General features: G+C 45.4%; 26 protein-coding genes and 1 pseudogene. 11 read left to right on the top strand and 16 right to left on the bottom strand.

What is annotated here, in order from left to right:
• Nucleotides 1-10: 10 nt before the first annotated feature.
• From ACH32G_RS09380 to ACH32G_RS09390, 3 genes are all read left to right on the top strand, one after another.
• Entirely contained in the window at nucleotides 11-562 is a 552-nt protein-coding gene (locus ACH32G_RS09380; RefSeq protein WP_016938111.1) for a cysteine hydrolase family protein, read from the top strand.
• A gap of 17 nt (nucleotides 563-579) precedes the next feature.
• Entirely contained in the window at nucleotides 580-2,046 is a 1,467-nt protein-coding gene (locus ACH32G_RS09385) for a nicotinate phosphoribosyltransferase (protein WP_016938112.1), read from the top strand.
• Between the two features lie 129 nt (nucleotides 2,047-2,175).
• On the top strand, nucleotides 2,176-3,399 hold the full coding sequence (locus ACH32G_RS09390; RefSeq protein WP_016938113.1) for an EAL and HDOD domain-containing protein: 1,224 nt from the start codon (nucleotides 2,176-2,178) through the stop codon (nucleotides 3,397-3,399).
• 4 nt (nucleotides 3,400-3,403) lie between these two features.
• Here the strand turns inward: ACH32G_RS09390 and ACH32G_RS09395 are convergent, their stop codons facing one another.
• Nucleotides 3,404-3,745, bottom strand: a complete 342-nt coding sequence (locus tag ACH32G_RS09395) for a hypothetical protein (RefSeq protein WP_448814249.1) — start codon at nucleotides 3,743-3,745, stop codon at nucleotides 3,404-3,406.
• A 465-nt stretch (nucleotides 3,746-4,210) separates the two neighbouring features.
• Here ACH32G_RS09395 and degQ point away from each other — a divergent pair, with 465 nt between their 5' ends.
• From degQ to ACH32G_RS09425, 6 genes and pseudogenes are all read left to right on the top strand, one after another.
• Nucleotides 4,211-4,351, top strand: coding sequence for a degradation enzyme regulation protein DegQ (gene degQ / locus ACH32G_RS09400; RefSeq protein WP_013353398.1), 141 nt, complete (start codon nucleotides 4,211-4,213; stop codon nucleotides 4,349-4,351).
• Nucleotides 4,352-4,481: 130 nt separating this feature from the next.
• Entirely contained in the window at nucleotides 4,482-5,411 is a 930-nt protein-coding gene (locus ACH32G_RS09405) for a polyprenyl synthetase family protein (RefSeq protein ID WP_448814250.1), read from the top strand.
• Nucleotides 5,408-5,578, top strand: coding sequence for a competence pheromone ComX (gene comX, locus ACH32G_RS09410; protein WP_045208751.1), 171 nt, complete (start codon nucleotides 5,408-5,410; stop codon nucleotides 5,576-5,578). The genes ACH32G_RS09405 and comX overlap by 4 nt, the downstream gene beginning before the upstream one ends.
• A complete protein-coding gene (locus ACH32G_RS09415) occupies nucleotides 5,556-7,907 on the top strand; it encodes a sensor histidine kinase (protein WP_448814251.1) in 2,352 nt (783 codons plus the stop codon). Before comX ends, ACH32G_RS09415 begins: the two co-directional genes overlap by 23 nt.
• Before the next feature lie 80 nt (nucleotides 7,908-7,987).
• Nucleotides 7,988-8,536, top strand: a pseudogene (locus ACH32G_RS09420) (response regulator transcription factor); the annotation flags it as partial.
• A 53-nt stretch (nucleotides 8,537-8,589) separates the two neighbouring features.
• Nucleotides 8,590-8,973, top strand: a complete 384-nt coding sequence (locus ACH32G_RS09425; RefSeq protein WP_448814252.1) for a hotdog fold thioesterase — start codon at nucleotides 8,590-8,592, stop codon at nucleotides 8,971-8,973.
• A gap of 39 nt (nucleotides 8,974-9,012) precedes the next feature.
• On the opposite strand, the gene mnhG is transcribed toward ACH32G_RS09425, so the two are convergent.
• From mnhG to ACH32G_RS09460, 7 genes are read right to left on the bottom strand one after another with little or no spacing between them, the layout of a single operon-like run.
• Nucleotides 9,013-9,387 carry a monovalent cation/H(+) antiporter subunit G gene (gene mnhG / locus ACH32G_RS09430; RefSeq protein ID WP_328221096.1) on the bottom strand — a complete coding sequence of 125 codons (375 nt, stop codon included), beginning with the start codon at nucleotides 9,385-9,387 and terminating at the stop codon, nucleotides 9,013-9,015.
• Complete coding sequence (locus tag ACH32G_RS09435) at nucleotides 9,371-9,655, bottom strand: Na(+)/H(+) antiporter subunit F1 (RefSeq protein ID WP_016938120.1); 285 nt, start codon at nucleotides 9,653-9,655, stop codon at nucleotides 9,371-9,373. Before ACH32G_RS09435 ends, mnhG begins: the two co-directional genes overlap by 17 nt.
• Entirely contained in the window at nucleotides 9,655-10,131 is a 477-nt protein-coding gene (locus ACH32G_RS09440) for a Na+/H+ antiporter subunit E (protein ID WP_016938121.1), read from the bottom strand. Before ACH32G_RS09440 ends, ACH32G_RS09435 begins: the two co-directional genes overlap by 1 nt.
• A gap of 5 nt (nucleotides 10,132-10,136) precedes the next feature.
• The gene (locus ACH32G_RS09445; RefSeq protein WP_448814253.1) at nucleotides 10,137-11,618 is read right to left on the bottom strand and encodes a Na+/H+ antiporter subunit D; all 1,482 of its coding nucleotides are present in this window, start codon (nucleotides 11,616-11,618) and stop codon (nucleotides 10,137-10,139) included.
• Nucleotides 11,611-11,952: a Na(+)/H(+) antiporter subunit C gene (locus tag ACH32G_RS09450; protein WP_003152063.1), complete on the bottom strand. Its 342-nt coding sequence runs from the start codon at nucleotides 11,950-11,952 to the stop codon at nucleotides 11,611-11,613. Before ACH32G_RS09450 ends, ACH32G_RS09445 begins: the two co-directional genes overlap by 8 nt.
• Entirely contained in the window at nucleotides 11,952-12,383 is a 432-nt protein-coding gene (locus ACH32G_RS09455; RefSeq protein WP_007613424.1) for a Na(+)/H(+) antiporter subunit B, read from the bottom strand. Before ACH32G_RS09455 ends, ACH32G_RS09450 begins: the two co-directional genes overlap by 1 nt.
• Nucleotides 12,380-14,782, bottom strand: a complete 2,403-nt coding sequence (locus ACH32G_RS09460; protein WP_448814254.1) for a Na+/H+ antiporter subunit A — start codon at nucleotides 14,780-14,782, stop codon at nucleotides 12,380-12,382. The genes ACH32G_RS09455 and ACH32G_RS09460 overlap by 4 nt, the downstream gene beginning before the upstream one ends.
• Nucleotides 14,783-15,023: 241 nt before the next feature.
• Here ACH32G_RS09460 and ACH32G_RS09465 point away from each other — a divergent pair, with 241 nt between their 5' ends.
• Nucleotides 15,024-15,242 (top strand): hypothetical protein, encoded by a 219-nt coding sequence (locus ACH32G_RS09465; RefSeq protein WP_064778695.1) that lies wholly within the window; start codon nucleotides 15,024-15,026, stop codon nucleotides 15,240-15,242.
• A gap of 44 nt (nucleotides 15,243-15,286) precedes the next feature.
• Here ACH32G_RS09465 and nupQ read toward each other — a convergent pair whose 3' ends face one another.
• The 6 genes from nupQ to malK form a co-directional block, all read right to left on the bottom strand.
• Nucleotides 15,287-16,246, bottom strand: coding sequence for a guanosine ABC transporter permease NupQ (gene nupQ / locus ACH32G_RS09470; protein WP_016938126.1), 960 nt, complete (start codon nucleotides 16,244-16,246; stop codon nucleotides 15,287-15,289).
• Nucleotides 16,247-17,293 carry an ABC transporter permease gene (locus ACH32G_RS09475; RefSeq protein WP_047476991.1) on the bottom strand — a complete coding sequence of 349 codons (1,047 nt, stop codon included), beginning with the start codon at nucleotides 17,291-17,293 and terminating at the stop codon, nucleotides 16,247-16,249.
• Nucleotides 17,286-18,818 (bottom strand): ABC transporter ATP-binding protein, encoded by a 1,533-nt coding sequence (locus tag ACH32G_RS09480; RefSeq protein WP_342007002.1) that lies wholly within the window; start codon nucleotides 18,816-18,818, stop codon nucleotides 17,286-17,288. Before ACH32G_RS09480 ends, ACH32G_RS09475 begins: the two co-directional genes overlap by 8 nt.
• Before the next feature lie 141 nt (nucleotides 18,819-18,959).
• Nucleotides 18,960-20,033 carry a BMP family lipoprotein gene (locus ACH32G_RS09485; protein ID WP_016938129.1) on the bottom strand — a complete coding sequence of 358 codons (1,074 nt, stop codon included), beginning with the start codon at nucleotides 20,031-20,033 and terminating at the stop codon, nucleotides 18,960-18,962.
• A gap of 399 nt (nucleotides 20,034-20,432) precedes the next feature.
• A complete protein-coding gene (locus ACH32G_RS09490; RefSeq protein ID WP_016938130.1) occupies nucleotides 20,433-21,140 on the bottom strand; it encodes a response regulator in 708 nt (235 codons plus the stop codon).
• Nucleotides 21,133-22,734, bottom strand: a complete 1,602-nt coding sequence (gene malK, locus ACH32G_RS09495; protein WP_064778698.1) for a malate sensor histidine kinase MalK — start codon at nucleotides 22,732-22,734, stop codon at nucleotides 21,133-21,135. The genes ACH32G_RS09490 and malK overlap by 8 nt, the downstream gene beginning before the upstream one ends.
• Before the next feature lie 174 nt (nucleotides 22,735-22,908).
• Between malK and ACH32G_RS09500 the strand changes: the two genes are divergently transcribed.
• Entirely contained in the window at nucleotides 22,909-23,466 is a 558-nt protein-coding gene (locus ACH32G_RS09500; protein WP_045925838.1) for a YufK family protein, read from the top strand.
• Nucleotides 23,467-23,480: 14 nt separating this feature from the next.
• Here the strand turns inward: ACH32G_RS09500 and ACH32G_RS09505 are convergent, their stop codons facing one another.
• Both ACH32G_RS09505 and ACH32G_RS09510 read right to left on the bottom strand, forming a co-directional pair.
• Nucleotides 23,481-23,894, bottom strand: a complete 414-nt coding sequence (locus ACH32G_RS09505; protein WP_016938133.1) for a thiol-disulfide oxidoreductase DCC family protein — start codon at nucleotides 23,892-23,894, stop codon at nucleotides 23,481-23,483.
• Between the two features lie 21 nt (nucleotides 23,895-23,915).
• Nucleotides 23,916-25,790, bottom strand: a complete 1,875-nt coding sequence (locus tag ACH32G_RS09510) for a transglycosylase domain-containing protein (protein WP_016938134.1) — start codon at nucleotides 25,788-25,790, stop codon at nucleotides 23,916-23,918.
• Between the last annotated feature and the right edge of the window lie 73 nt (nucleotides 25,791-25,863).

The following is a 25,863-nucleotide window of genomic DNA, read 5'->3' on the forward strand; positions in this document are numbered from 1 at the left end:
GAGGCCGGCTATGAAAAAAGCATTTATTTGCATTGATTATACGAATGATTTTGCAGCAGAGAACGGAGCATTAACCTGCGGAGAACCTGCAAGGCAAATTGAGGATAAGATTGTCAGTTTGACGCAAGCATTTATAGAAAATGGTGATTACGTTGTCTTTGCGGTAGATTCACATGATGCAGACGATGACTTTCATCCGGAAACACGCCTGTTTCCTCCGCATAATATCAACGGCACGGAGGGCAAAGAGCTGTACGGAAAGCTCTCGCCTCTTTATGAGAAACATAAACACGCAAAAAACGTAAGCTACATGGAAAAATCGAGATATTCTGCTTTTGCTGGAACGGATTTAGAGCTGAAACTGCGGGAACGGCAGATCACTGAACTGCATCTTGCGGGCCTGTGCACCGACATCTGCGTTCTTCACACGGCGGTTGACGCCTACAACAAGGGCTTTCAGATCGTCATTCATCAAAACGCTGTGGCAAGCTTTAATCCGGAAGGGCATGAATGGGCGCTGTCCCATTTTAAGAACAGCATCGGAGCGCAAGTGGCAGAGTAAGGAAGGGGAAAACAATTTTGGTGGAGCATGGTTTTAAAGACGACAGTTTGTCTTTACATACAGATCTTTATCAAATTAATATGGCCGAAACGTACTGGAGAGACGGCATTCATGAGAAAAAAGCAATTTTTGAACTTTTTTTCAGAAAGCTTCCTTTTGAAAACGGCTATGCGGTATTTGCGGGCTTAGAAAAAGCAATCGAATACTTGGAGAACTTCAAGTTTACTGACAGCGATCTGAACTATTTAAAAACGGAATTGCACTATGCTGATGATTTCATTGATTATTTGCGGGATCTGTCGTTTACCGGATCTCTTTACAGCATGAAAGAAGGAGAGCTCGTCTTTAACAACGAACCGATTATGCGGGTTGAAGCGCCCCTCATTGAAGCGCAGCTGATTGAGACGGCTCTGCTTAACATTGTGAATTACCAAACATTAATCGCCACGAAAGCGGCCCGCATTAAAGGAGTAGTCGGTGATGAAGACGCCCTTGAATTCGGAACGCGGCGCGCCCATGAAATGGATGCGGCTATGTGGGGAGCGAGAGCGGCTCTGATCGGCGGCTTCAGCGCGACGAGTAATGTAAGAGCCGGCAAGCGTTTTAATATTCCGGTATCCGGCACGCACGCTCATGCACTCGTACAAGCGTACCGCGATGAGTACACGGCTTTTAAGAAATATGCGGAGACGCACAGAGACTGCGTGTTCCTCGTCGATACGTACGATACGATCCGTTCAGGCATGCCGAATGCGATTAAAGTCGCGAAAGAATTCGGCGACCGGATCAACTTCATCGGCATCCGCTTAGACAGCGGGGACTTGGCGTACCTGTCAAAAAAAGCGCGTGAAATGCTTGATGAAGCGGGTTTCAAAGACGCAAAGGTCATTGCTTCAAGCGATCTTGATGAGCACACGATATTAAATCTGAAATCGCAGGGAGCGAAAATCGATACATGGGGAGTCGGCACAAAGCTGATTACCGCATACGATCAGCCGGCCCTCGGCGCGGTTTACAAGCTTGTCGCCATTGAAGAGAACGGCAAACTGACCGACACCATCAAGATTTCGTCGAACCCTGAAAAAGTGACAACGCCGGGAAGAAAGAAAGTATACCGGATTATCAACAAGCTGAACCACCACTCGGAAGGGGATTATATCGCTCTTTATGACGAGCGGGTAAATGACCAGAAACGTTTAAAAATGTTCCATCCCGTTCACACGTTCGTCAGCAAATTCGTCACTGATTTCTATGCGAAAGACCTGCATGAGCCGATTTTTGAAAACGGGGTTTTATGCTATGATAATCCCGAAATTACCGACATCCAGCAATACGTGCAGGATAACCTCAAACTTCTGTGGGAGGAATACAAACGGATCAGCAAGCCGGAAGAATATCCGGTTGATTTAAGCGAAGACTGCTGGAGCAACAAGATGCAGCGGATTCATGAGATCAAAAGCAAGCTGAAACGGGAACTTGAATAGAAGACAAAGCAGCCTTTCCTTTCTCTGGAAAGGCTTTTTGTTTGCGATAATATTTTTCACATTTAGACAAAATTCGTCAAATTATTTGATATACTTATGTTCGAAGGCCGCATCTAAGGGGGTAAATGAATGAAGGTGTTTGTTGCCAGACAGCCTATCTTCAACAGGAATGAACAGGTTGTTGCTTATGAACTTCTTTACCGGGAGAGCGAAGAGAACCGTTATTCGGCCGCAGACGGAGATAAAGCTACGACTGATCTCATTATTAACAGCTTTATCAACATCGGAATCGAAAAACTGACTGAGGGAAAACGCTGCTTTGTGAATTTTACAGAAAGCCTGATGTTTTCAGATCTCCCTACCTCCTTTGATCCTGACCAGCTCATTATCGAAATTCTTGAGGACATACCGATCACTCCGGCTCTGATCTCAAGATGCAGACAGCTGAAGAAATTAGGATATACATTAGCACTTGATGATTTTTACGCCATCAATCCGGCAAATGAAGAATTATTGGAACAGCTGATGAAATATATTGATATTTTAAAAATCGACTTTTTGCAATCCTCGCGTCTGGAACGCAAAAAAATCATTCAGACGTACAGCTGTAAAAGTCTGATTTATTTAGCGGAAAAAGTGGAGACAAGAAAAGATTACAAACAGGCAGCCATCGACGGCTTTCACCTGTTTCAAGGATATTTTTTCAGTGAACCGCGTGTCATCAGCGGGAATGATCTGACGTTTCATTTTCATTCTTACTACCAGCTTTTAAACGAATTAAACCAAGACCAGCCCGATATAGAGCGCGTGACGGAATACATAGAACAGGACGTTACATTATCGTATCAGATTCTGCGTTTTTTAAACGGATCGCAGACAAGGCTGAAAAAAAAGATAGACAGCATCCGGCAGGCCATCATGATGCTTGGGCTGAATGAGATTAAGCGCTTGATTTACATTCTTTCATTCAGAGATTTAACGGCGAAAAGCCACTCAAGCCAAAAAGAAATCATTAAGATTTCCTTAATCAGGGCTAAGCTGTGCGAACTGCTTGCGAAAAGGACCGGAAGACCGCAGCCCGCTTCCTACATGCTGATCGGCATGTTTTCACTCATCGATACGCTTCTCCACAGGGAGCTGGAGGATATCGTCAAAGAACTGCCTTTAATTGATGAAGTCGGACAGGCGCTGCTCGGTTATGAAAACGATTATTATAAGATGCTCGGGCTCGTCAAAGCCATTGAATGCAACAACTGGGACTGTGACGAATGGGGAAAAGAACTGGACAAAGAAGCAGCGTATGAATGTTACTTGCAGGCAATTGAATGGTGCCGGCAGCTTATCGTGGATTGATGCTTTAAGCCGACCACCTGAGGGCGATGATGAACCGGCTTTGCTCCCTGATCAGACTGACGCGGATGCCGTCGGGATTAAATGTCACGTCAAAGTCATTTTTGATGCCGGTCTGCTTAATGAGCCGCTTGACCGCTGCGGCGTCAGATGATTCCGCTGCGGTGAGGATGCGGCGCGCAAGCTCTTTTGACGCCGACAGCCGCGCAAGAAGCAGGCGGGCATCCTCCAGCATGCCCGCAGCGTCTTTTGCGGACGCTGTCAAAATATTTGCGGAAGCCTGGGGAGCAGGCGCAGGATTGCGGTACGGCACGGCGAAAACAGGGCAGCATAGATACACATAATGCATGCGGCGGCCTCCTTCCTGAGATGACATTCGTTATATATGAGTATAGGCCGCGTGATAACGAGTTATGACATGCAAAAAGACCACAATGCGGGGGTTGCGGTCTTTTCGGTGTTTGTCGGTGGATATGCGACGCTGTTCGCCCATTCTGTTTTGAAATTGCGACGACGGGGACTATAGTCCTTGTCAGTTTGTCGGAAAACCGTTAAAAAAACAGCAGAACCACAAAATTGATCTGCTTCATCCCAAACGTCTGCCTTTATCATAGTTATATAGTCCTGTTCGTTAAATGCTCTATTCGGGACTATAGGATTATCGAGGTTTGCGGTGTCACGCAGATACTTTTACACATACTTTTCGGTGAAAAATCCCGCAAAAACGTTTACACTATTAGTAACAGATCAAATACCTAGGACTCGTTCACCATACACAATTCATTGATCTTTCAAAAAAAGGAGTGTGGAAACGGTGGAAAAGAAATTAGAAGAAGTAAAGCAATTATTATTCCGACTTGAAAATGATATCAGAGAAACAACCGACTCTTTACGAAACATTAACAAAAGCATTGATCAGCTCGATAAATTCTCATATGCAATGAAAATTTCTTAAAAAGACTTGGAAACAAGTCTTTTTTTTGTGCATTTTTCACCCATTTCATGGATAAAGTATTATACGATTGTTAAAAAAACAAAAACCCGCTGTCTTTCATCACCTGCATTTAGTAAAATAGAATGGGAGGGTGAAGACAATTATTGAGCAAATGTGTTTAGATGCCGAAACGATTAAAGAGAAGATGAAGGAAATTGTAAATGATAATCTTTACAATTCAGATTTGATCAGTCTGCTATGCTCTTTTATTGAAACCAAAGAATCCTTCCTTTTTGGAAACCTGGCATATCAGCATTACATAGCATTTCAAGGAGAAAATCTCAAAGAAATAGAGATGTTGGCTGCAGGAATTGAATTGTTAATCTTATCATTTGATATTTTAGATGATCATGAAGATGAGGACAATGGAAGTGCTCTTTGGATGAAAATAGATCGCTCAGTATCGTTAAATGCCTCAACTACTCTCTATACAGTTAGTATACAGTTCATTCATTCTCTTTGTACAGTTTCTGATTTTTCTCGGTTGGCTTTAAATTATGCATTAGAGGCTATGCAAGGGCAGCATGATGATCTAAAGAATTCGGCTGAAACGGAAGAAGAATGTCTCGCAATGATAAAACATAAATCAGGTTCACTTATTGCGATGCCATGTGTTTTAGGAACTATGCTTGCGTGTGGAGAGTATAACAAAACTGTTGAGAATTATTCCTATTTTATGGGGATTGTGAAACAAATAGAGAATGATTATCACGGGCTGTTTAATAGTGAACGCAGTGATATTAACAAAAAAAGAAATAATTTAGTTTTATTATACTTAAAACGAAAATTTAATCCGATGTCAGTATCAATCCTCAATATAATGAATTCAAACAGGGAGTATCAATTATTGCTATCTGATATAAACTCATTTAAACAAAAACTTTGGGAGGCCGGAGTGACTCAATATGTTTCGGTTATGATCAGAGTATACGAGGATAAAATAATGACTGAATTAAACAAACTCAATATTAAACTTGAATTTTTCAACTATAAATCATTGAATGAGGGCGCACCATTATGAACCAAGACATCGTAAATTTTTTAATGAGAAATCCAGAGGTTGTGGAAAAGCTAGGAAGGGGAGAAGTGAGCTTAATAAGTATTCCTGACTCGCTTATTCCTGATATTATTAAAATCTTTAACAATAAATTTAAAATAGGGAATGATGATCCTGCTTGGCGTACTTAAAAAACAAGTGAACCATGGTATTTTGAAGAAGTTTTTAAAGTTTTTTTCGGTTGCCTTATTATTGTTTAGTATTTTCTATTTTACTTTTGTAATATATTATACTCAAAATGGAATAATTATAGGTACCAATGTCGTTCAAGTTTCTAATCAAGAACTGAAAGTCGTTGATATGACAAGGTCCTCCTATGGAAGATTAATGGGGTTGGAAATTGGAGACAAAATTGTTGAAATAAATGGACATAAACCAAATAAAGAAAATATTTATGGCTCTTACCTAGCTAAAGTTAGACAATTAAAAGTTGAGCGTAATGATAAGTTAATTAAATTAGATGACTTTGAATTTATCTATTTAGATAGCCCGTACAGTTTCTTTTCATATATTGTACCAAGTATTTTTTATTTACTAAGTTTAATATGTATTTTTTACATCTTTAGAGTTAACTTAAAGAAAGACAGCATATCGGCATATATTCTGATTTGTTTTTTGCTATGTATATCTATTGCTTATTTAAGTGCCGGAGGAGTGACAAGGGGTTACCCTATAAATCGTTACATTAATCTTTATACATTTTTAGCAGTGCCTGTTTTGTATCTTAATTTCCTGTATCAATATTTTAAAGAATTAAATGTGAAATTTTCACGAGGGATTTATATTCTAATTTTATATAATTTGCCTTTAGTGAATATCATATGTGAACTTTTTGAGAAACATATAAAGTATAATGTGATTACAAGCCTTAATCTCTTAACTTTTTTATTTGAAATGATGGTGGTTTATGTATGTCTTATACTTTATCAAATAAAGCATAGAAAAAAAGATTTTGCTTATTTGTTAAAAGTATTATTAGTATCTAATACCATTGCATTCTTACCTTTTACTTTATTATATATTGTTCCTCTTGTGATCTTTGGGCAATATGTATATAGTGCGGTAATCACTGCACCTTTTCTTTTGCTTATACCGTTAGCGCTGGTATATCAGTTTGTTGTTAATAAGATATATAATATTGATTTTTTGCTGGGGCGCCTGCGTTATTATTGTTTATTAGCGGTTATCCCTACAATTGGAATCGTTTGGGTTTTTGTTGTGTTTATGAACAAAAATAGAGATTTTAATACTTTTCAAATTACCTTGTTTGTTTTTCTGATTATGCTTTCTGTTTTTTATTTTAAAGAAGTGCTGGACTATAAGTTCCGCTTAAAGCGTTTCTCAGAAAAGTATAATTATCAAGACAGTATTTTTAAATACACACAATTGATTAAAAGTGTGTCAGTCTTGAACCAAGTTTTCACACATCTTAAAGCGACGATTTTAGATGTTTTGCCAGTAAGCAAAGCTTATATATTTGAAATTAGTTCTGGCGGAGAAATTGTGTATTTTGACAAACAAAGTACAGAACCAAATTGGTATCCCTATAAAGACAAATTTGAAAAGGTCAATTCGGAAATCGGCAAAATCATTGAGATTAATCAAGGGTTCCTCATGAAAATTGGCGAGAGAGGAACAAGTTCTTATGTTTTGCTTTGTTTATCAAGCATAAATACACCGAAACTTACAATGGATGAGACTTCATGGCTGAAGACGTTATCATTTTATACCAGTGTATCGATGGAAAACGTTTTGCAAATTGAGGAACTTATGGATCACCTTCAAAACCTGAAACAACAAGGCTCAAACCCGGTCTGGCTCAAAAAGCTGATGTTTACGATCGAGGAAAAGCAACGGTCGGATCTGGCCCGTGATCTGCATGATTCGGTGCTGCAGGATTTGATTTCTTTGAAGCGCCAGTGTGAGCTGTTTCTGGCTGATTTTAAAAGAGAAGAGCCTTGCCAGTTAGAGGTGCAGGACAAGCTTCATCAGATGAATGAGCAGATGTCGGATGTTATTTTGATGACCCGGGAGACGTGCCATGAGCTTCGGCCTCAGCTGCTGTATGATTTGGGTCTGGTCAAGGCGGTATCCAAGCTTGCCGCACAGCAGCAGGAGCGTGCGCCGTTTCATATCCGTCTGAATACGGGCCGGTTTACGGCGGCGCTGGATTTGGATACGCAGCTGAATTTGTACCGCATCATTCAGGAATTTCTTTCGAATGCCATGAAGCATTCACAGGCCAATGAGGTGCTGATTATGCTGATCAGCATTCAAAATAAAGTGATTCTGCATTATGAAGATGACGGGGTCGGGTGCAATCAGGAAGAAGGCGGCGGACAGTCGATGAGCATGGGGCTTTCGGGCATTAAGGAGCGCGTCCGGGCGCTTGACGGCCGGATGAAAATCGACACAAGTGAAGGAAATGGTTTTAAAGCGGATATTGAAATGGAATTGTAACCAATTTATCACCAAATCGACTTGGCAGAAGCCAAGTCTTTTTAATAAAATGGAAATGAATGAGTAAAAGGGAGGAAACCATGAAAAAGATACTAGTGATTGATGATCATCCGGCTGTCATGGAGGGCACCAAGACGATTCTGGAAACGGACACGAATCTTTCTGTCGATTGCCTCAGTCCCGATGCCAGTGAACAGTTCGTTCTCCGGCATGATTTTTCAGCTTACGATCTCATATTAATGGATTTAAATCTGGGTGATGACCTCAGCGGCATAGAGCTTTCCAAGAAAATCTTAAAAGAGAATCCTCTCTGTAAAATCATTGTCTACACAGGCTATGAAGTTGAAGATTATTTTGAAGAATCCATCCGCGCGGGCCTGCATGGCGCCATCAGCAAAACCGAATCTAAAGAGAAAATCATGCAATACATATATCACGTGCTCAACGGACAGATTTTAGTTGATTTCTCCTATTTCAAACAGCTGATGACCCAGCAAAAAACAAAAACGTCTTCTTCCCCTCAAAGTGAGCAGGATCGGTTAACTCCGAGAGAGCGCCATATTCTCCAAGAGGTCGAAAAAGGTTTGACCAATCAGGAAATCGCCGATGCGCTTCACTTAAGCAAGCGGTGCTGATCGCCAAGTCAGATAATGTACTATAAACCTTGAAAGGAGAATGATCTATGAATCTGAATCATACATTGCTCGGCGCACTCGGCATTGAAATCACTGAAAACACGGCGGAGAGATGCGTTGCTGTTATGCCGGTGGATAAGAGGACGGTGCAGCCTTTCGGATATCTGCACGGAGGCGCGTCCGCAGCGCTGGCGGAGACTGTTGCAAGCATCGGCGCCCAGCATTTTATCGACCAGTCGAAACAGGCCTGTGTCGGGCTTGAGATTAATGCCAATCATTTAAAATCCGTGAAAGAGGGCGGTACGGTCACGGCGATTGCGGAACCCGTTCATGCGGGCAGGACAACCATTGTGTACGGGATTAACATTTTCGATGAAAGAGAAAGGCTGATCTGTGTGTCCCGCTGCACGCTGGCTGTTATAACAAAATAAACAAACAGCCGGAACCCTGAATCGTCCGGCTGTTTGTTTTTACAAGTATGAATCTTCTTTTCGTTTGATCACAAAGTTTCTGATCCCTTTATAATCATCCTGAACGCTTCGTTTATCAAGCGCCGTTCCCGAGTTATACGCGGCTCTGCATATGAGGTGCGCCCCGACCGGCGCCGTCAGCAGGATAAAAATGATGCCGAGCAGTATTTTTACGGAAATTTCTCCGGTCAGCAGCCACAAGTAACCTAACACCCCGAGCAATATTAAATTAACGCCGAGTGTCGAGCCTTTTGAAGAGGCGTGGGCGCGTGTATACATGTCAGGAAGTCTGAGTGTGCCGAAAGACGCGACCAGGCAGATCAGCGATCCCATCAGAATACAAACGGCGACGGCCCATTTAACGATTTCGATCATTTTCGATAATCTCTCCTTTCTCCAAAAACTTAGCGAAGGCAATCGTGCCGATAAATGATAAAATGCCGAGCAGCAGAATGATATCCAAAAAGGCCGTTGTTCTTAAGAGGATGGATACGAGCGCGGTCATGGCAATCAGATTGATGCCGATCCCATCAAGCGCAACGACCCGGTCCGGTATCGTAGGCCCTTTAATGACTCGAATGACGTACAGAAGAGTCGAAACCGCCATAATGCCGAGTGATAATTGCAGAATAAACGTAAACATCAGCGGCTCACCTCCTGAATGGCTTTCTCAAAAGAGACGCGGATGTCATGAATCGCTTTCTCCGCATCCTCAATGTCCATGGCGTGTATATAGAGAATCGACCGGTCATCGGAGATATCCATCACAAGCGTACCCGGTGTCAGAGTGATTAACAGCGAGAGCAGTGTGATCTCCCAATCCTCCGTCAGTTCCGTCTTAAACGCGAAAATGCCCGGGCGGATGTTCATCTTCGGCGAAATAACGGTTTTCAGCACGCTGACATTGGCCAGATATAATTCTTTTATAAAGATCAGCATCAGTTTGATGACCGACCATATTTTCCAAATGTAAAACGGCCGCGAGAAGAAGCGCCGGAAAAAAAACAGCGCCGCCAAGCCCGCGATAAATCCGGTAACAAATCCCGCCGCGCTGAGGCTGTTTGTAAGAAACATCCAGCAAACAGCGAGAAGAACATTTAATAATAGTTGCAAAGCCATGCCATCTACTCCTTCAAAACAGCTTCAATGTATTTTTCCGGATTCAGCAGATTCTCAGCCGTCTGATTGACATACGGTGAAACCCATTCGGTTCCGAGCCCGAACAGAAGCGACAAAAGGAGAAAAGCGGCTGCCGGATAAAGAAGCCCTTTTGCGGACCGTCCGCCCGCGCCCGGGATTTCTTTTTCTTCTCCCCAAAAAGCCGTCGTAAAAACCTTCAGCACGGAATACAGCACAAGCAGGCTCGACAAGAGAATCAATACGGAGAACAATGTTTCCCCCTGATCAAAACCGCCTTCAGCAATCTTCAGCTTGCCCACAAATCCGCTGAACGGCGGGATGCCGGCCAAAGATATGGCGGAGATAAAGAACATCCATCCCAAAACGGGATAACGGGTGATCAGGCCGCTCATTTTATGCAGACTCGCCGTGCCGGTCAGCGTGATAAGCGTTCCCGCCAGCATAAACAGCGCTCCTTTTATCAGCATATCGTGAATCAAGTAATAAACCGCTCCTTGAATGGAGGCCGGGGTGTTCATGGCGATGCCGAACAAAATCACGCCGACGGCTGTAATAATATTATAGATGACGATTTTCATGACATCCGAAAAGGCGATAGACCCGATTACGCCGAATAATACCGTCAGCATCGCAAGCCACATCATCAATTGGTGGGTAAAGCCTGCATCGTGAATGAAAATCAAGGTGAATACTCTCAAAATGGCGTACAGGCCGACTTTCGTCAAAAGAGATCCGAATAAGGCCGAAATCGCAGCCGGCGGGGCGTAATAAGAGCCCGGCATCCAGAAATACAGCGGGAATATCCCGCCCTTTAAACCGAAAACGACGAGAAACAGGACGCCGATGACAGTTATCAGCCCGGTCTGGCCCGATTCGCTGATTTTCACGCTTAAATCAGCCATATTCAGCGTCCCCGTCACCGCATATAAATAACCGACACCGATGACAAAAAACGCGGATGACACAATGTTAAACACGATATACTTCAATGATTCTCTTAATTGAATTTTCGTTCCGCCAAGCACGATCAGCATGTAGGACGCGATAAGCAGAAGCTCAAAGAAGACGTACATGTTGAACAGGTCACCCGTCAAAAACGCTCCGCTTACCCCCGCGAGAAGAAACTGCACCCCTGAATAATAAAAAGCGCGCTCCCGTTTTTCTCCGATAGAGCGGAAGGAGTACAAAATGACGAGCAGCCCGATGACGGCGGTTGTCAAAACAAGCAGTGCGGCGAGCTGATCAGCGGCGAGCACAATGCCGTACGGCGCTTTCCAGCCGCCGAGTGTCAGCGTCTGAATCCCGTGTGTAAAAACCGTCTGAACGAGAACGGCGCTGATGACGATGGAGACACAGGAAGCGGCAGTACTGAATATCCGCATCAGCATCACGTGCCTGTTCATAAAAATCAGCAGCACTGCGCAAAGCAGCGGCACCAAAATAGGCAATATCACAAAGTTATTCATGTTGATCATTTCCCCTCATTCGATCCATATCGTCCGTTTTCAGTTCCTGATAGGCGCGAAACGCCATCACAAGCAGGAAGGACGTGACGCCGAACGAAATAACGATCGCCGTCAGTATGAGTGCCTGCGGCAGCGGATCGACAAACGATGTGCTTTTTCCGCCCAGTATGGGAGGGGCGCCTTTTTTCAGTCCGCCCATGGTCAGAAGCAGCAAATGGACGCCGTGGCTTAAAAGCGCGGTGCCGATAATCACGCGCAGCAGACTTTTAGAAAGCAGCAGGTAGGTTGCCGCCATAAACAAAATACCGGCAATGACAGACATTAAGATTTCCACTATTCTTCCTCTCCAATCGTTTGAATAATGGTCATCGTCACGCCGACAACAACGAGATACACACCTAAATCAAACAAAGTGGCCGTCGCAAGCTCCGTATTCCCGAGCACCGGGAGATGAAAATGGCCGAATGTATGGGTGAGAAAGGGGGCTCCGAATAAGAACGAACCTGCACCCGTTGCAATCGCGATAAGCAGACCCGCGCCCGCTACATAAATAAAATTGACGGGCAAAATCGACTTGACGGTTTTTAAATCAAAGGCCAAAAGCAAAAGCACAATGGCCGAAGATGTAATCAGCCCGCCGACAAATCCTCCGCCGGGAGCGTTATGCCCCGATAAAAATAAATAGAAAGAGAAAAGCAGAATGATAAAAGATACAAGTTTCGTTGCCGTCTGAAGGATGATGTCGTTTGTTTTTTGCTGTCTCAACGCTCTTCTCCCTCCTCTTTTACTTTCGTTCTGATCATGCCGTAAATGCCGAGTGCGGCAATCGACAGCACCGTGATTTCAAACATTGTGTCAAATCCCCTGAAATCAACGAGGATGACGTTGACGATATTATTGCCTCCGCCAAGCTTATGGCTGTAAGCTGTGAAAAAAGAGGCGATACTGTCTTTTGTTTTTTCGCTGGAAGACGCGATTCCGAGCATTGTCACGATGACGCCGACACCGAGAGAAATGATAAAATTCGTCAGCCGGAATGTTCTGGTCTTCTTTTTCCGCCGCATTTTCGGCAGATGATAAAAACAAAGAAGAAACAAGGCGACGGATATCGTCTCAATGACAAGCTGCGTGAGCGCCAGATCGGGCGCTCTGAAAATCACGAAAAACAGCGCGAGCGTATACCCGACAACTCCGAGTGAGATAATGGCCGTCAGCCGCGATTTGGCGAACACAGTCGCAATCGTTGCGCTCACCATAACGAGCGACAGCACGATTTCATACAGACCGATCTCAGCCATTCCTTTCGTTGTCATGGAAAAGCCGCCTTTCATCACGAACGCCGCTCCGATGAGAATGATAAACGCCGCAAAAATATACAGCAGATAATCCCGCAAAAATCCGGTCATATAAGATGACGTCAGCTGGTAAGATCTTTTTTCCATACTGCCCGTCACCGCATTGTAAAGCCGGTTCAGCGTCAGTTTTTTCGGAAACAGACTGTATACCCGCTCCCATTTAGACAGAGACACGTAACCGATCGTGCCGACAATGATAATGCCGACGGTCATCAGCACTTCAGCCGTCACACCGTGCCACTGGGAAATGTGGACATGGAATGTATCTCCGCCGGTTAACAGAGCCGGATAAATGGAATTCATCGCCGGTTCAATCAGGCTGCAGGATAAAACATTCGGTGCGAAAAACAGACTGACGGCGCAAGCGGCAAGAATCACCGGCGAAATCAGCATGCCGAGCGGAGCTTCATGCGGCGTCTTTTCAAGCTGATCCGTTTTGCGCGCGCCTCTGAACGTTCTGAAAAACAGCTTCATGCTGTAGATAAACGTGAAGACGCTGCCGATCCACGCCAGAACGGGGAACAGCACGCCCCACGTATCCAGGCTGAAAATATCTGCATGAGCAATCCGCAGCATACTGGTAAAGAACATTTCTTTACTTAAGAAGCCGTTAAAAGGAGGGAGGCCGGCCATGGAAAAGGTTCCGATCAATGAAACGGTAAACGTTATCGGCATAAGCGCCATCAGTCCGCCGAGCCTGCGGATATCCCTCGTTCCCGTTTCATGGTCGATAATGCCGACCGCCATAAATAAACTTCCTTTAAAAGTAGCATGGTTAATTAAGTGAAACACAGCCGCGGTCACAGCCGCCGTGAAATACTCCGAATGCTGAAAGTGAAGCGCGGCGGCTCCTGCGCCGAGCATCGATACAATCATACCGAGCTGGCTGACTGTGGAAAAAGCCAGAATCGCTTTTAAATCGGTTTGTTTAATCGCGTTGAAGGAAGCCCATACCATCGTGATCAGACCGACTGAGGCAACCGTCCAAAACCAGACGGGTGAAAACGCAAAAACCGGACTGAATCTGGCAATCAGATAAATGCCCGCTTTCACCATTGTTGCCGAGTGCAGATAGGCGCTGACAGGAGTCGGGGCTTCCATGGCATCAGGAAGCCAGATGTAAAACGGAAACTGCGCTGATTTCGTAAAGGCCCCCAATAACAGGAGAACCATTGCCGGAATAAAGAACGGATGGCCGGCGATAATATGCACCTGGTTGACCATTTCCCTGATACTGAATGAGTCCGTCATCAGATATAGCAGGATAAAGCCGCCGAGCATGCACAGTCCGCCGCCGACGGTAATCAGCAGTGATTTTTCCGCCCCGTAGCGTGATTTCTCCCGCTTATGCCAATACCCGATTAATAAGAAGGATGACAGGCTTGTCAGCTCCCAGAACATATAAAGCACAATGACGTTATCGACGAGCACAACGCCGAGCATCGCACCCATAAACATCAGCAGGTACACGTAAAAGGGGCCGAGCTTTTCTTTGTCCTTCGATAAGTAAAAAATACTGTAAAGTGTCACCAGAGAGCCGATGCCCGTAATCAATAAAGCGAATAACAGCCCGAGTCCGTCAATATAAACGGTATAGTTAATACCGAGGGAAGGAATCCATTCGGCCGCATACCGGATGGTTTCTCCCGCCATTGTCAGCGGGAGCTTGCTGATAAAGTAAACAAACAGCACAACGGGCAATATCAGCACAAACCAGCCTGTATGGACTTGTTTTACCCGTTTATAAAGAAAGGGAACGATAAATGCAAATAAAAAAGGCGCCAAAATCGCGAAATGTAACAGCTGCAACAGAAGACCTCCTTTGCTTGTTTTTCATCAAGCAACTGCTTTATGTAAGAGTGAAAAAATCAATTCACGGTCATAGGACCCAGTACAAATTATATCGCACTTTTTTTTACCCTGCTACGGCATAATGTATTCCTCTCTGTGTTTTTGTGGTCTTTTGAACCTAAAATAAATTTATCAAATATCCGGATCTTTGTATATACATTTAGCTTTCAGATCAAGCTTTACAAAAGGAGCTGGTCAGATGAAAAGAAAGGCGGCAGCCTGTATTGGAATATTTTGTTCTATTATTGCAGGAACATTCATAGCGGACGATTTCTGCAAAGGGAGGCAGGAGACGGAGGCAGATGAATGGGAGTATTTTTTTCTCGGGACAGAATACGCGCACGACAAGCTGAGTGCGGCTGAATCAATGCAAAAGCCGTTTCAGCCGCGTGAATATATTAGAATCGTTTATAGATGAAAAGAGTTCCGGCAACAGGGCGCGGAACTCTTTTTGTATGATGATCAGCGTTTTCCTTTAATATAAGGGATGCCGTTGGCTTTAGGCGCATCCGCGCGGCCGATGAACCCGGCAAGCGCGAGAATGGTCAGAATGTAAGGAGCCATCAGCATGTATACATTCGGAATGTCTTTGAACAGGGGCAAAAGCGAGCCGATAATGCTCAAACTCTGCGCAAATCCGAAAAACAGCGCAGCCCCGAGCGCGCCGATCGGATGCCATTTGCCGAAAACAAGCGCGGCAAGAGCGATAAAGCCTTGTCCGGAAATGGTGGAGTGCGTGAAATCAAGCGCGATTGTAGAAGCATACACACCGCCGCCGAGCCCGCCAAACAGCCCGCTGATCATGACGCCGATATAGCGCATGGCGAACACGTTGATTCCCATCGTATCTGCCGCCATCGGGTGTTCTCCGACAGAACGGATGCGGAGGCCGAACGGTGTTTTGAATAAAATAAACCAAGAAACAAAGGCCAGTACGATGGCTAGAATCGAAGTATAATATACGTCAGAAAAGAAGATCTTTCCTAAAACCGGAATGTCGCTTAACCCCGGAATGTTCGTTTTGTAAAAGGGCTCCGGGATTTTATCAGTCTGCGCCTTGCCGTATATCAGCTTAACGATAAACAGCGTCGCTCCTAACGCAAGCATATTGATCGCCACCCCGGTTACCGTCTGATCGGCGCGGAAAGAAACCGCGGCAGCCGCGTGAATCAGCGAGAACAGTCCGCCGGCAATCATAGCCGCAGCCAGGGCGAGCCACGGGGCAGCGGCGCCGAGCTCACGTCCGAAAAATAAGTTGAACATGACGCTTGTAAAGGCGCCGATAATCATCAGGCCTTCCAGACCGATGTTGACAACCCCCGATCTTTCAGAAAACACGCCGCCGAGAGCGGTTAAAATAAGCGGAGCCGCATAAACGAGTGTGGCCGGGACAATTATGGATAAAATCTGCAGGAAGTCCACTTACTTCGCCCCCTTTTTCTTCAATTTATCAAGGATGAGCCGGATGGCGTAGCTTGATGCCACAAACAAAATAATAATGGCGATGACGATGTCAACGACTTCAGAAGGCACACCGGATTCAATCGGCATATTTAAGGCGCCGACTTTAAGGCCGCCGAGAAGACAGGCCGCAAGAACCACGCCGATTGCCGTGCTGCCCCCTAGAAGCGCAACCGCGATGCCGTCGAAGCCGACTCCGGTAAACGCGCCTTTAACCGCCGCGTATTGAAAGGTTCCGAGCCCTTCCATCGCGCCGGCAAGCCCCGCGAAGGCGCCGGAAATCATCATGGCATACATCATATTTTTTCTGACGCTCATTCCGGCGTATTGTGCCGCGTGCTGATTAAAGCCGACAGCCCGAAATTCGAATCCGCTTTTTGTTTTATGAATGATAAACCACATGAAGACTGCCGCAAACAAAGCGATCAGTATCCCCCAATGAAGGCGGGAGTAGTCTGTCAGCTGCTCTAAAAACGGCGAGCGGAGCGACGCGCTTTCATGAATTTTGTCTGTTTTGTCCCTGTGGTCCGTCATGACATCGGATATGAGGTAATTGGTTAAATGAAGAGCGATATAATTCATCATGATCGTGACAATCACTTCGTGAACAAAAAAACGGGCTTTTAAAAATCCGGGAATCAGCCCCCAAATGCCTCCCGCGGCAGCAGCCGCCAATAACGAAAGCGGGAGGTGGATGTAAGCGGGAGCGTCAAAGGAAGTCCCGACCCAAACCGCGGCCGTCCAGCCGACAAGGAGCTGTCCCTCAACACCGATATTGAACAGGCCGGTCCGAAATGCGAACGCCACGGCCAATCCGGATAAAATATAAGGCGTAATCTGCCGGATCGTTTCCCCGAGATAATACATTTCACCGAAAATGCCGTTCCAAAGAGCCGAATACCCGCTTGCGACATTGTAGCCGCTGGCAAGCATGATGACCGCGCCCGCAGCCAGACCAAGAATGATTGCAATCAGCGGCACAGCCAGATGAGAAAGTCGATTAATCATGTATGTTCCCTGCCTCCATTTGCTTACTTCCCGCCATTAAAAGACCAAGCTCCTGCTCGTCTGTTTCCGGCGGATTGACGTTTGCGATGATGCTGCCTTCAAAGATGACGGCGATGCGATCGCTGAGATTCATGATTTCATCAAGCTCAAAAGACAACAGCAGCACAGCTTTACCGGCGTCACGCTGCTCAATGAGCTTTTTATGGACGAATTCAATCGCGCCGACATCGAGCCCCCGCGTCGGCTGGGCGGCAATTAATAGGTCGGGATTTCTGTCCACTTCCCGGCCGATAATGGCCTTTTGCTGATTTCCTCCCGAGAGAGAGCGCGCGGGCGTATATTCATCAGGCGTTCTGACGTCGTATTCTTCAATCAGGCTTCGCGCTTTGTCATAAATCGCGTGTTTATTTAATATGCCGAAAGAAGAGTAGGGCTTTTGATAATAACTTTGCAGCACGATATTTTCTCCGATCGGAAAATCTAGAACGAGTCCATGTTTATGCCTGTCCTGGGGGATATGCCCGATTCCTGATTCAGTGACTTTCCGCGGCGGCATGTTTTGCAGCTGTTTGCCGTTTAACGTGATCGTGCCGGCATGTGTTTTTCTGAGACCTGTAATGGCTTCGATTAATTCAGATTGGCCGTTGCCGTCAACGCCCGCAATGCCGACGATTTCACCGGCTCTGACAGAGAGGGAGAGCTGTTTGACCGCCTCAACTCCGCGCGCGTCTTTCACCGTTACATCAGAAAGCGAAAGCACTTCCTGTTTCGGTATAGCCGGCTGTTTATCCGTCTTGAATGAAACTGCGCGTCCGACCATAAGGCTTGCCAGTTCATCCTGATCCGTATGTGCGACATCGAGTGTTGTAATGCCTTTTCCTTTCCGGATGATGGTGACACGGTCGCAGACTTCCATGATTTCTTTTAATTTGTGGGTGATGAGGATAATGGATTTTCCTTCATTGACCAGGTTTTTCATAATCTGAATCAGTTCTTGAATTTCGTGCGGGGTCAGCACCGCGGTCGGCTCGTCAAAAATGAGAATGTCCGCGCCCCGGTAGAGGGTCTTTAATATTTCCGCCCGCTGCTGCATACCGACAGATATATCGGCAACTTTAGCTTCAGGATCAATCTGCAGGCCGTAACGGTCGGAAATATCGCGCACGTCCCGGTCGGCGCGCTGTCTGTCAATCCGTCCTAATTTTTTCGGCTCTTTTCCGAGAATAATATTTTCTGAGACAGTAAAGGTATCCACGAGCATAAAATGCTGGTGCACCATTCCGATGCCGAGATCGTTGGCTTTGTTCGGGCTGTTGATGTGAACACGTTCACCCCGCACCCGGATTTCACCTTTTTCCGGCTGATACAGGCCGAATAAAACGTTCATGAGTGTCGATTTCCCCGCGCCGTTTTCCCCGAGCAGGGCGTGTATTTCGCCTTTTTTCACTTGAAGCGTGACGTCATCATTGGCAACGATTCCGGGAAACTCTTTGCGTATATTAAGCATTTCAATGATATAATCCACCGATTTGACGCTCCTTTTCAGAGATGCTTTGATGAAAAAGCTTGGCAAAAGAAAAGCTGCAAGAAGATGCAGCTCTTCCTTCGCCGCTCTTTCCAAAAAAGAGAGGGGATAAGCACGAAAGTCTCCTTATCCCCTGATTTCTTACTCAGCCTTGAAGGATTTCAATTCTTTTTCAGTTGAAGGGATCTCGAGTCCGTCCGCGATTTTCTTCTTCCAATCGTCTGTTGCTTTGATGACATCGTCAGAAAGGTTTTCCTTGTGATCCGAGATGCCGACTGCATCCTGTGCCAATCCGTAAGTTAATGTTTTGCCGCCCGGGAATTTGCCGTCACTTGCTTTTTTCGTTAAGTCCTTCACGGCTGTATCCACTTTTTTGACCATTGATGTGAGCGTGACATTGTCTTTTGTGCCTTCAACTTGACCTTCCGCATACTGGTCTTTATCAACGCCGATGACCCATACGTTGCGTTTCGGATCTTCTTTTTTAAGGTTTTTTGCTTCCGTGAAGACGCCCGTACCCGTTGCGCCGGCCGCGTGATAAATGACGTCAACGCCTGATTTGTACATGCTTTCAGCTGTGGCTTTGCCGACATCGGCTTTGTCGAATCCGCCCGCATATTTCACTTCGACGGCCGCTTTCGGATTTGCGGCTTGTACACCGGCGCGGAAGCCGATTTCGAATTTTTTGATCAATTCAGACTCCATGCCGCCCACAAATCCGACTTTTCCCGTTTTGCTCGATAACGCAGCTGCTACTCCCGCGAGGAATGAACCTTCCTGCTCTTTAAATGTAAGGCTCGCCACGTTGTCTTTTTTGACAACGGCGTCAATAATCGCAAAATTTGTGTCTTTGCGCTGATCAGCGATTTCGCTGATGGAATCCTGCATCAGGTACCCGACGCCGTAAATCAGGTCAAAGTGTTCCCGTGCTAATTTATTTAAGTTCGTTGTGTAATCTGCATCTGATTTTGATTGGAGATAGTCAAACCCGCTTTTGCCTTTTGTAAGCCCCTTGTCTTTTCCGAATGCCTGAATGCCTTCCCAGGCGGACTGGTTAAATGATTTGTCATCGACTCCGCCGATATCCGTGACCATGCCGACGGTAAAGTTTTTGCTGCCGGAGCCGTTTGCTTTGTCACTCGAACCGCATGCGCTTAATAGGGTTCCGGCCGCCGCGATGAGCGCTACCGCCATTCCGATTTTGCGTTTTTTCAAAGATATAACCCCCCTGTAAAATATGGCTGATACCGTTTTTTTCAGACTTGAGCCGCCGATAGGATACAGAATCGAAAAAACTTTCTGATAATAGTGATGAGACGTCTCTCTTTTGCCCGCTTTGAGCGGCTGTCTCGTGTTAGTTCGGGACTTATGTCATATCTGAAAAGATCAGCTAACCAATCATAATTTATCATTTTACCCAGCATAAATAAATAGAAATTTGCTTATTTTTAAAAAAATATCAATATTATGAATCTGTTTCCTCATTTGGATAAATCATAGGCGGCTCCGTCGGGTCATTATTCTTATATAGCATATCAAAACGGAATCTCAAGCCTTTTGTCAGGGGATATGACAGTAAAAAGCACCGTTCACGGCGGAACGGCGCTTTTGACATTATAAATATTGTTTTATGGTGCTGACATTGCCGGTGTTGATATGGTATTGAAAGACGGGTCTGCCGATCGTGCCGTACGCCATCTCTACGTTCAGCACTTGAATGTCTTCAAGAAATTTAAGGTATTTCCGGATGGAGACTTGCGAGATTTCAGTATGCTTGGCGAGGTCTTCCGTAGTAAAAGAGCTGTCGCCGAAAGATTCGATGCTCGCCCAAATGAGTTTAAGCGTGCTTTTTGTCAGTCCTTTCGGAAGGTGAACCTTTTCCGCCGCTACTTTCTTTTGAAAAAGCTCCGCATCTAATTCTTTCTGTGTCATGCTTCTGTGTGATTGATAAACCTTCTGCTTGCGTCTGTAGTCGGAAAGGGCGGTTTGAAAGCGGTCAAACTCAAATGGTTTGATTAAATAATCGACGGCGCCGTACCGAAGTGTTTTTTTGATGACATCCAGCTCGCTTGCAGCTGAAATGACGATGACATCGACCGATTCATTTTGTTTGCGGATTTCCGTTAAAAGCTCAAGACCGTTTTTTCCCGGCATATAAATGTCAAGGAGGATGAGGTCGATATGATGCTCGCTTAACACGTGCAGCGCGCTTTGAAAGGATGAAGCGATCCCTTTCAGCTGAAAGCCTTCAATCTGGCTGAGATAGCGTTTATTTAATTCACCCACCATGGGGTCGTCTTCAACTATGAGTACATTAATCATCATTTTCCTCCTTCGGTTCATACGGAATGCGAAGACTGAAAGTCGTTCCTTCATTCTTTTCACTTGTCACAATCATGTGGCCTTTTAAATTTTCTGTTGCCTGCTGGGTAAAATAGAGACCGAATCCCCGGTTTGTCCCTTTCGTGGAATAGCCTTGTTCAAAAATACGGGTTTGGTCTTCGGCGGACATTCCGGCCCCGGTGTCCGTAATTTCTATATCAAGCAGTCGATCCTGAAACCGCATCGAACACGTAATGTTTTTTTTCGGCATCTGCGCCACCGCGTCAAGCGCATTGTTCAGCAGATTTCCGATAATCGTAATGAGCTCATGGATGACGGCGGGATCCGCCGCATTCGGAATCAGGCTGCCAAGCTGAATGTCCAGGTCAGCGCCCTGTTCGCGTATATAGCTTTGTTTTCCCAGCAGAAACCCTGCAAGAACCGGACTTTTGACATCGCTGATAATCTCGCTTGTTTCCGTCTTCTGCTGAATGGCGATATCCTTAATATAAGTGCCGAGATCATCATATTCTTTTAACTGGACAAGTCCTAAAATGACATGAAGCTTATTCATGAATTCATGGGACTGTGCTCTTAATGCGTTTGCATACATTTTAACACCGGACAGCTGTTCTGCTAAATGTTTGACCTCCGTTTTGTCCCTGAAAGTGGCGATCGCTCCGACGGTTTGTCCTTTCAGATGAATCGGAACCTCATTAAAAACAAGCTCAAGTCCGTTAATGCGGATATCCCTGTCCTGAAGCGGTTTTTTCGTTTCAATCACCTGCTTCAGCCGGCTTTTCGGAAGAATATCGTTCACATCTTGATCAACCGGATTAGTCGGAATACCCATTTTAATAAAGAGGCGTTTCGCTTCGGCATTGGCGAGCTTAATTTTTCCCCGCGCGTCAACCGCGAGGATGCCTTCCTTCGTGGATTCGAGCATGGCGCTCCGCTCTTCCAGCAGAGTGGCAATTTCATAAGGCTCAAGACCGTACATAATGTTTTTAACGGTGCGGGCGACAATGACGGCTCCTATAACGCCGACAAAAATACTTACGCAGATAATGAAATAAAGCGGTCTCAAACTGTGGCTGACGACATCCTGTATTTTGTTAAGCGAAATTCCGACCGAAACGACGCCCACTTGTTTTTTATCTTTTCCGTAGATCGGAACGAAGGCTCTCATGGATTTCCCGAGCGTTCCCGCTGATGTGCTCGTTTTGATATGGCCGTGCATCGCCGGCTGCTCGTCTCCGCCGGTGAATTTCTTGCCGATTTTATTTGCGTCGGGGTGGGTGAGACGGATGCTGTTCATATCCATCACCACGACAAATTCGGTTCCTGTCGTATGCTGGACATCCAGTGTATAGTGCCGGAGCTCTTTCAGCCCTTTTCTTGTTTGCAATGCCTGCGCGACACTCGGTGTTTCCGCGACCAGCTTTGCGGTGCGCAGGGCGGTTGTCCGTTCTTCTTCTTTCACGCGGTCTGCGGTCTGGACGCTGATGGTGAAAAAGGTGATACAAAGTGCGATAAGAACGACAATACAGACGAATATCGTTAATCGGGTTTGCAATTTTAATGTTTTTTTCATGACAGCCTTCCTTACGTTTATCATTCCCGCGTTCTACTTTACTCCGAAAAAGCCGGTTTGTGAAGATCGGGCTCTTATTTCGTAAAAGTGAGGAAAAATGGAATTTTTTATCTTGTCAATGTGTTTTAAGTCCTCCATAATAAGTGAAGTAGATTACAGAAAGGGACTTTTTATATGAAAAATACTTATTGGACGGGTTATTTTCCGCTCGTTGCGATTCTGCTTTTTAGTTCGTCATTATCCATTTCTACCTCGCTTTATGTCATGAAAATGCTTCAGACGCTCGGCATGTATCAGGGAATGCTGGATTATTTCTCTGAGAAAGGGATCAGACTGGCGCTTTTTGCAGCGTTCGCCCTTGTGTATTTTATGCTTTTTTCGGCTTTGAAGCTGATTGCAAACACAGTGACAGAGCTGTCTCTATTGTTTTTCACAAATGACCCTGAAGGGGAAAACCTGAAAAAAATCAGATTAGGCTCTTTAATTTATGTAGGCGGCGGAATTCTTTCCTTTGCGCTTGTGCAGAATGGTTTCTGGATTGCGGCGTTTTTTGCCGTTGTCACGCTCGTTTATTTGATCTTCATGGTGTACAGAATCTATTCAACGCTCTCGGTCGTTTCGCTGATCGGTTTCATATTGCTTGAGATTCTGTTTTGGTTTACTTTTGTTATCGGTATTTTGTACATCTTTATCAAGCTTTATAATAGCATAATGGCTAGCTTACCTGTGTAAGCTAGCCATTTTTATTAGGATAGAAATCGGTTTTTGATCTCAGGGGAGGGGAGCATGCATGCTTCCTTCTTTCCGAACCATTTATAACGGCGCCGGGCGATGAAAGAATAAGCTCTGTCCCTGAGAGGGCGGGGCACTGCGAAAAAAACCGCTGACAGCCGCCAGGCCCCGGAGAGATGCCGGGCAGCCTTTAATACGGCTGCGGATTTTTTGTAGATCCGCCCGTTTTCGATAAAAATCATGCTGTCAAATTGTTCTGTCGGAAGTCCTTCTGATGCCAAAAGCTCCCGGGCGGTATCTGATTGCAATGATGCAAATGAGATCAGGCCGGCCGGATCGCGTTTAATGATGAATTGAACGGCGCCGCTGCATAAGTTGCAGACGCCGTCAAACAAAAGCACGCGGTCCGGAAGCTGAGCTGGTTTCAAGTCGGATCCCCTCCATTATCTTTAATAAGCTGCCTGCAGCGTGTTTTTCCAGATCGAAAGCTGAGGGCTTGCGTCATGTAGATATTCGACGCTTGACGGTGTATCCTTGCCGACCCATACCCCCATCGTGTAAGCATCCGTCAGGCCGACAAACCACATATCGTGATAGTCATTTGACGTCCCTGATTTTCCGCCGACGTACGGAGCTTTAAAGTTCGCTTTTTTCCCTGTTCCGCTTTTCACGACGGCTTTCATCATTTCTTTGATCTGCATGTTGGTCCGCACGCTGAATACCTGCGTCGGCTCATCTTTCCATTTTAATATCGTTTTTCCTTTTAAATCAGTCACTTTCGTAATTGCGTGACTCGGCGTATAAACGCCGTTGTTTCCGAACGTGGTGTACGCATTGGTCATTTCAAGCGGCGTCATGCCGTTTGTAAAACCGCCAAGCGCCGCAGGCAGACGGTAATCCGCGCTGACCAGCTTCGCGAAATGAAACGGTTCAAGATAGCTGAACGCCTTATTGACGCCCACGCGGTCCATGATTCTGATGGCCGGTGTATTGTACGAGTATTTAAACGCCGTTTCCAGCGTAACCGTCCCGTACGTGCGGTTATTATAGTTCTGCGGGCAGTAATCCGCACTGCAGAATTTGCTTGCGTCAATCTTGCTGTGTGGCGTTGCGCCGGTCTTTTCAATGTAAGGCCCGTAATCAAGCAGCGGCTTAATGGATGAACCGGGCTGTCTGTATGCCTGATAGGCGCGGTTGAAATCATATTTATGATAATCTTTCCCGCCTGAAAGCGCGATAATCTGATGCGTCTGATGATTAATCACGGCCGCTCCGCCCTGAACGCCTGCATACGGCAGATTTTGATTCACTTGGGCGACGACCTGATTTTGCATATACGGATTCAGCGCCGTATAAATCTTCACACCGTCTTTTAACAATGTGCCGACTCTATCGGAAAGCTCACTCTGTATTTTTTGTTTCGCCTTTCCGGAAGCTTTTTCAAGGCGTTTGTCATAGCCTTCAGATGATGAAACAAGCTGTGTGAATTCATCATTTACATAGGAAACATAGTCAGGATATTTGTTTGTTTTTTCGTTTATATCAAGCTTGATCTTTTCCTTTTCGGCTTTTTTCAGCTGTTTTCCGGATATGACACCCGCTTTTTTTAATCCGTTAAGCAATCTGACTTGTCGTTTTTTCGTATAGTCAAAATGCTTGAGAGGATCATATAATGTAGGGTTATTAGGGATGGCGCAGATAAAGGCCATTTCTCCCAAGGTGAGAGATTTCAGCGGCTTGCTGAAATAAAATTGTGCCGCCGAACCGACACCGTATACACCGTTATTAAAATAAATCGTATTTAAGTAGCCTTCCAAAATCTCATCTTTGCTGTATTTTTTCTCAAGCTGATAGGAATAGGCCAGCTCCGTCAGTTTTCGGCTGAAGGTGCGTTCATGGCTTAAATACACATTTCTCGCCAGCTGCTGGGTGATGGTGCTGGCGCCCTGGTCAATTTTATGATCTTTAAAATTGGAGGCGGCCGCTCTGACCATCCCCATAAAGTCAAACCCTTTATGCTCATAAAAATGACGGTCTTCAGAGGTTAAAAACAGCTGTTTTACCTCATTCGGTATTTTATTAAAGGGCACGATCACGCGGTTCTCATGATCGCTGACAATCTCAGAAACAAGGCTTCCGTCCCTGTCATACATGTAACTGTTTTGAACCAGGTTGATCGCTTTTAAATCAATATGTTTATCGAGCACCTGATCAAAAGGCTTGATTTGTTTTACCTCTTTGCCGGAAGCAATAACTGTAAATGCAAACAACGGGATAATGCCGAGCAGCAAAATCCATCCGATTATTTTACGTACCATGGTCACTCTCTTTTCTCCTGATTTCTAGCCATATCGTATCATTCTTTTAAGAATACGAGAAGGTTAAATTTAGAAGAAA

The organism is Bacillus sp. CIS52, from assembly GCF_053545315.1.

Bases quoted from the DNA above. Each gene is read 5' to 3' on its own strand.
- malK (WP_064778698.1), bottom strand. From the start codon at position 22,734: ATGAAAAAAACATTAAAATTGCAAACCCGATTAACGATATTCGTCTGT.
- ACH32G_RS09465 (WP_064778695.1), top strand. From the start codon at position 15,024: ATGAAAAGAAAGGCGGCAGCCTGTATTGGAATATTTTGTTCTATTATT.
- ACH32G_RS09395 (WP_448814249.1), bottom strand. From the start codon at position 3,745: ATGCATTATGTGTATCTATGCTGCCCTGTTTTCGCCGTGCCGTACCGC.
- ACH32G_RS09490 (WP_016938130.1), bottom strand. From the start codon at position 21,140: ATGATTAATGTACTCATAGTTGAAGACGACCCCATGGTGGGTGAATTA.
- ACH32G_RS09475 (WP_047476991.1), bottom strand. From the start codon at position 17,293: ATGATTAATCGACTTTCTCATCTGGCTGTGCCGCTGATTGCAATCATT.
- ACH32G_RS09380 (WP_016938111.1), top strand. From the start codon at position 11: ATGAAAAAAGCATTTATTTGCATTGATTATACGAATGATTTTGCAGCA.
- ACH32G_RS09425 (WP_448814252.1), top strand. From the start codon at position 8,590: ATGAATCTGAATCATACATTGCTCGGCGCACTCGGCATTGAAATCACT.
- ACH32G_RS09440 (WP_016938121.1), bottom strand. From the start codon at position 10,131: ATGGCTTTGCAACTATTATTAAATGTTCTTCTCGCTGTTTGCTGGATG.
- ACH32G_RS09415 (WP_448814251.1), top strand. From the start codon at position 5,556: ATGATCCTGCTTGGCGTACTTAAAAAACAAGTGAACCATGGTATTTTG.
- ACH32G_RS09500 (WP_045925838.1), top strand. From the start codon at position 22,909: ATGAAAAATACTTATTGGACGGGTTATTTTCCGCTCGTTGCGATTCTG.
- ACH32G_RS09435 (WP_016938120.1), bottom strand. From the start codon at position 9,655: ATGTTTACGTTTATTCTGCAATTATCACTCGGCATTATGGCGGTTTCG.
- comX (WP_045208751.1), top strand. From the start codon at position 5,408: ATGAACCAAGACATCGTAAATTTTTTAATGAGAAATCCAGAGGTTGTG.
- ACH32G_RS09445 (WP_448814253.1), bottom strand. From the start codon at position 11,618: ATGAATAACTTTGTGATATTGCCTATTTTGGTGCCGCTGCTTTGCGCA.
- ACH32G_RS09390 (WP_016938113.1), top strand. From the start codon at position 2,176: ATGAAGGTGTTTGTTGCCAGACAGCCTATCTTCAACAGGAATGAACAG.
- mnhG (WP_328221096.1), bottom strand. From the start codon at position 9,387: ATGATCGAAATCGTTAAATGGGCCGTCGCCGTTTGTATTCTGATGGGA.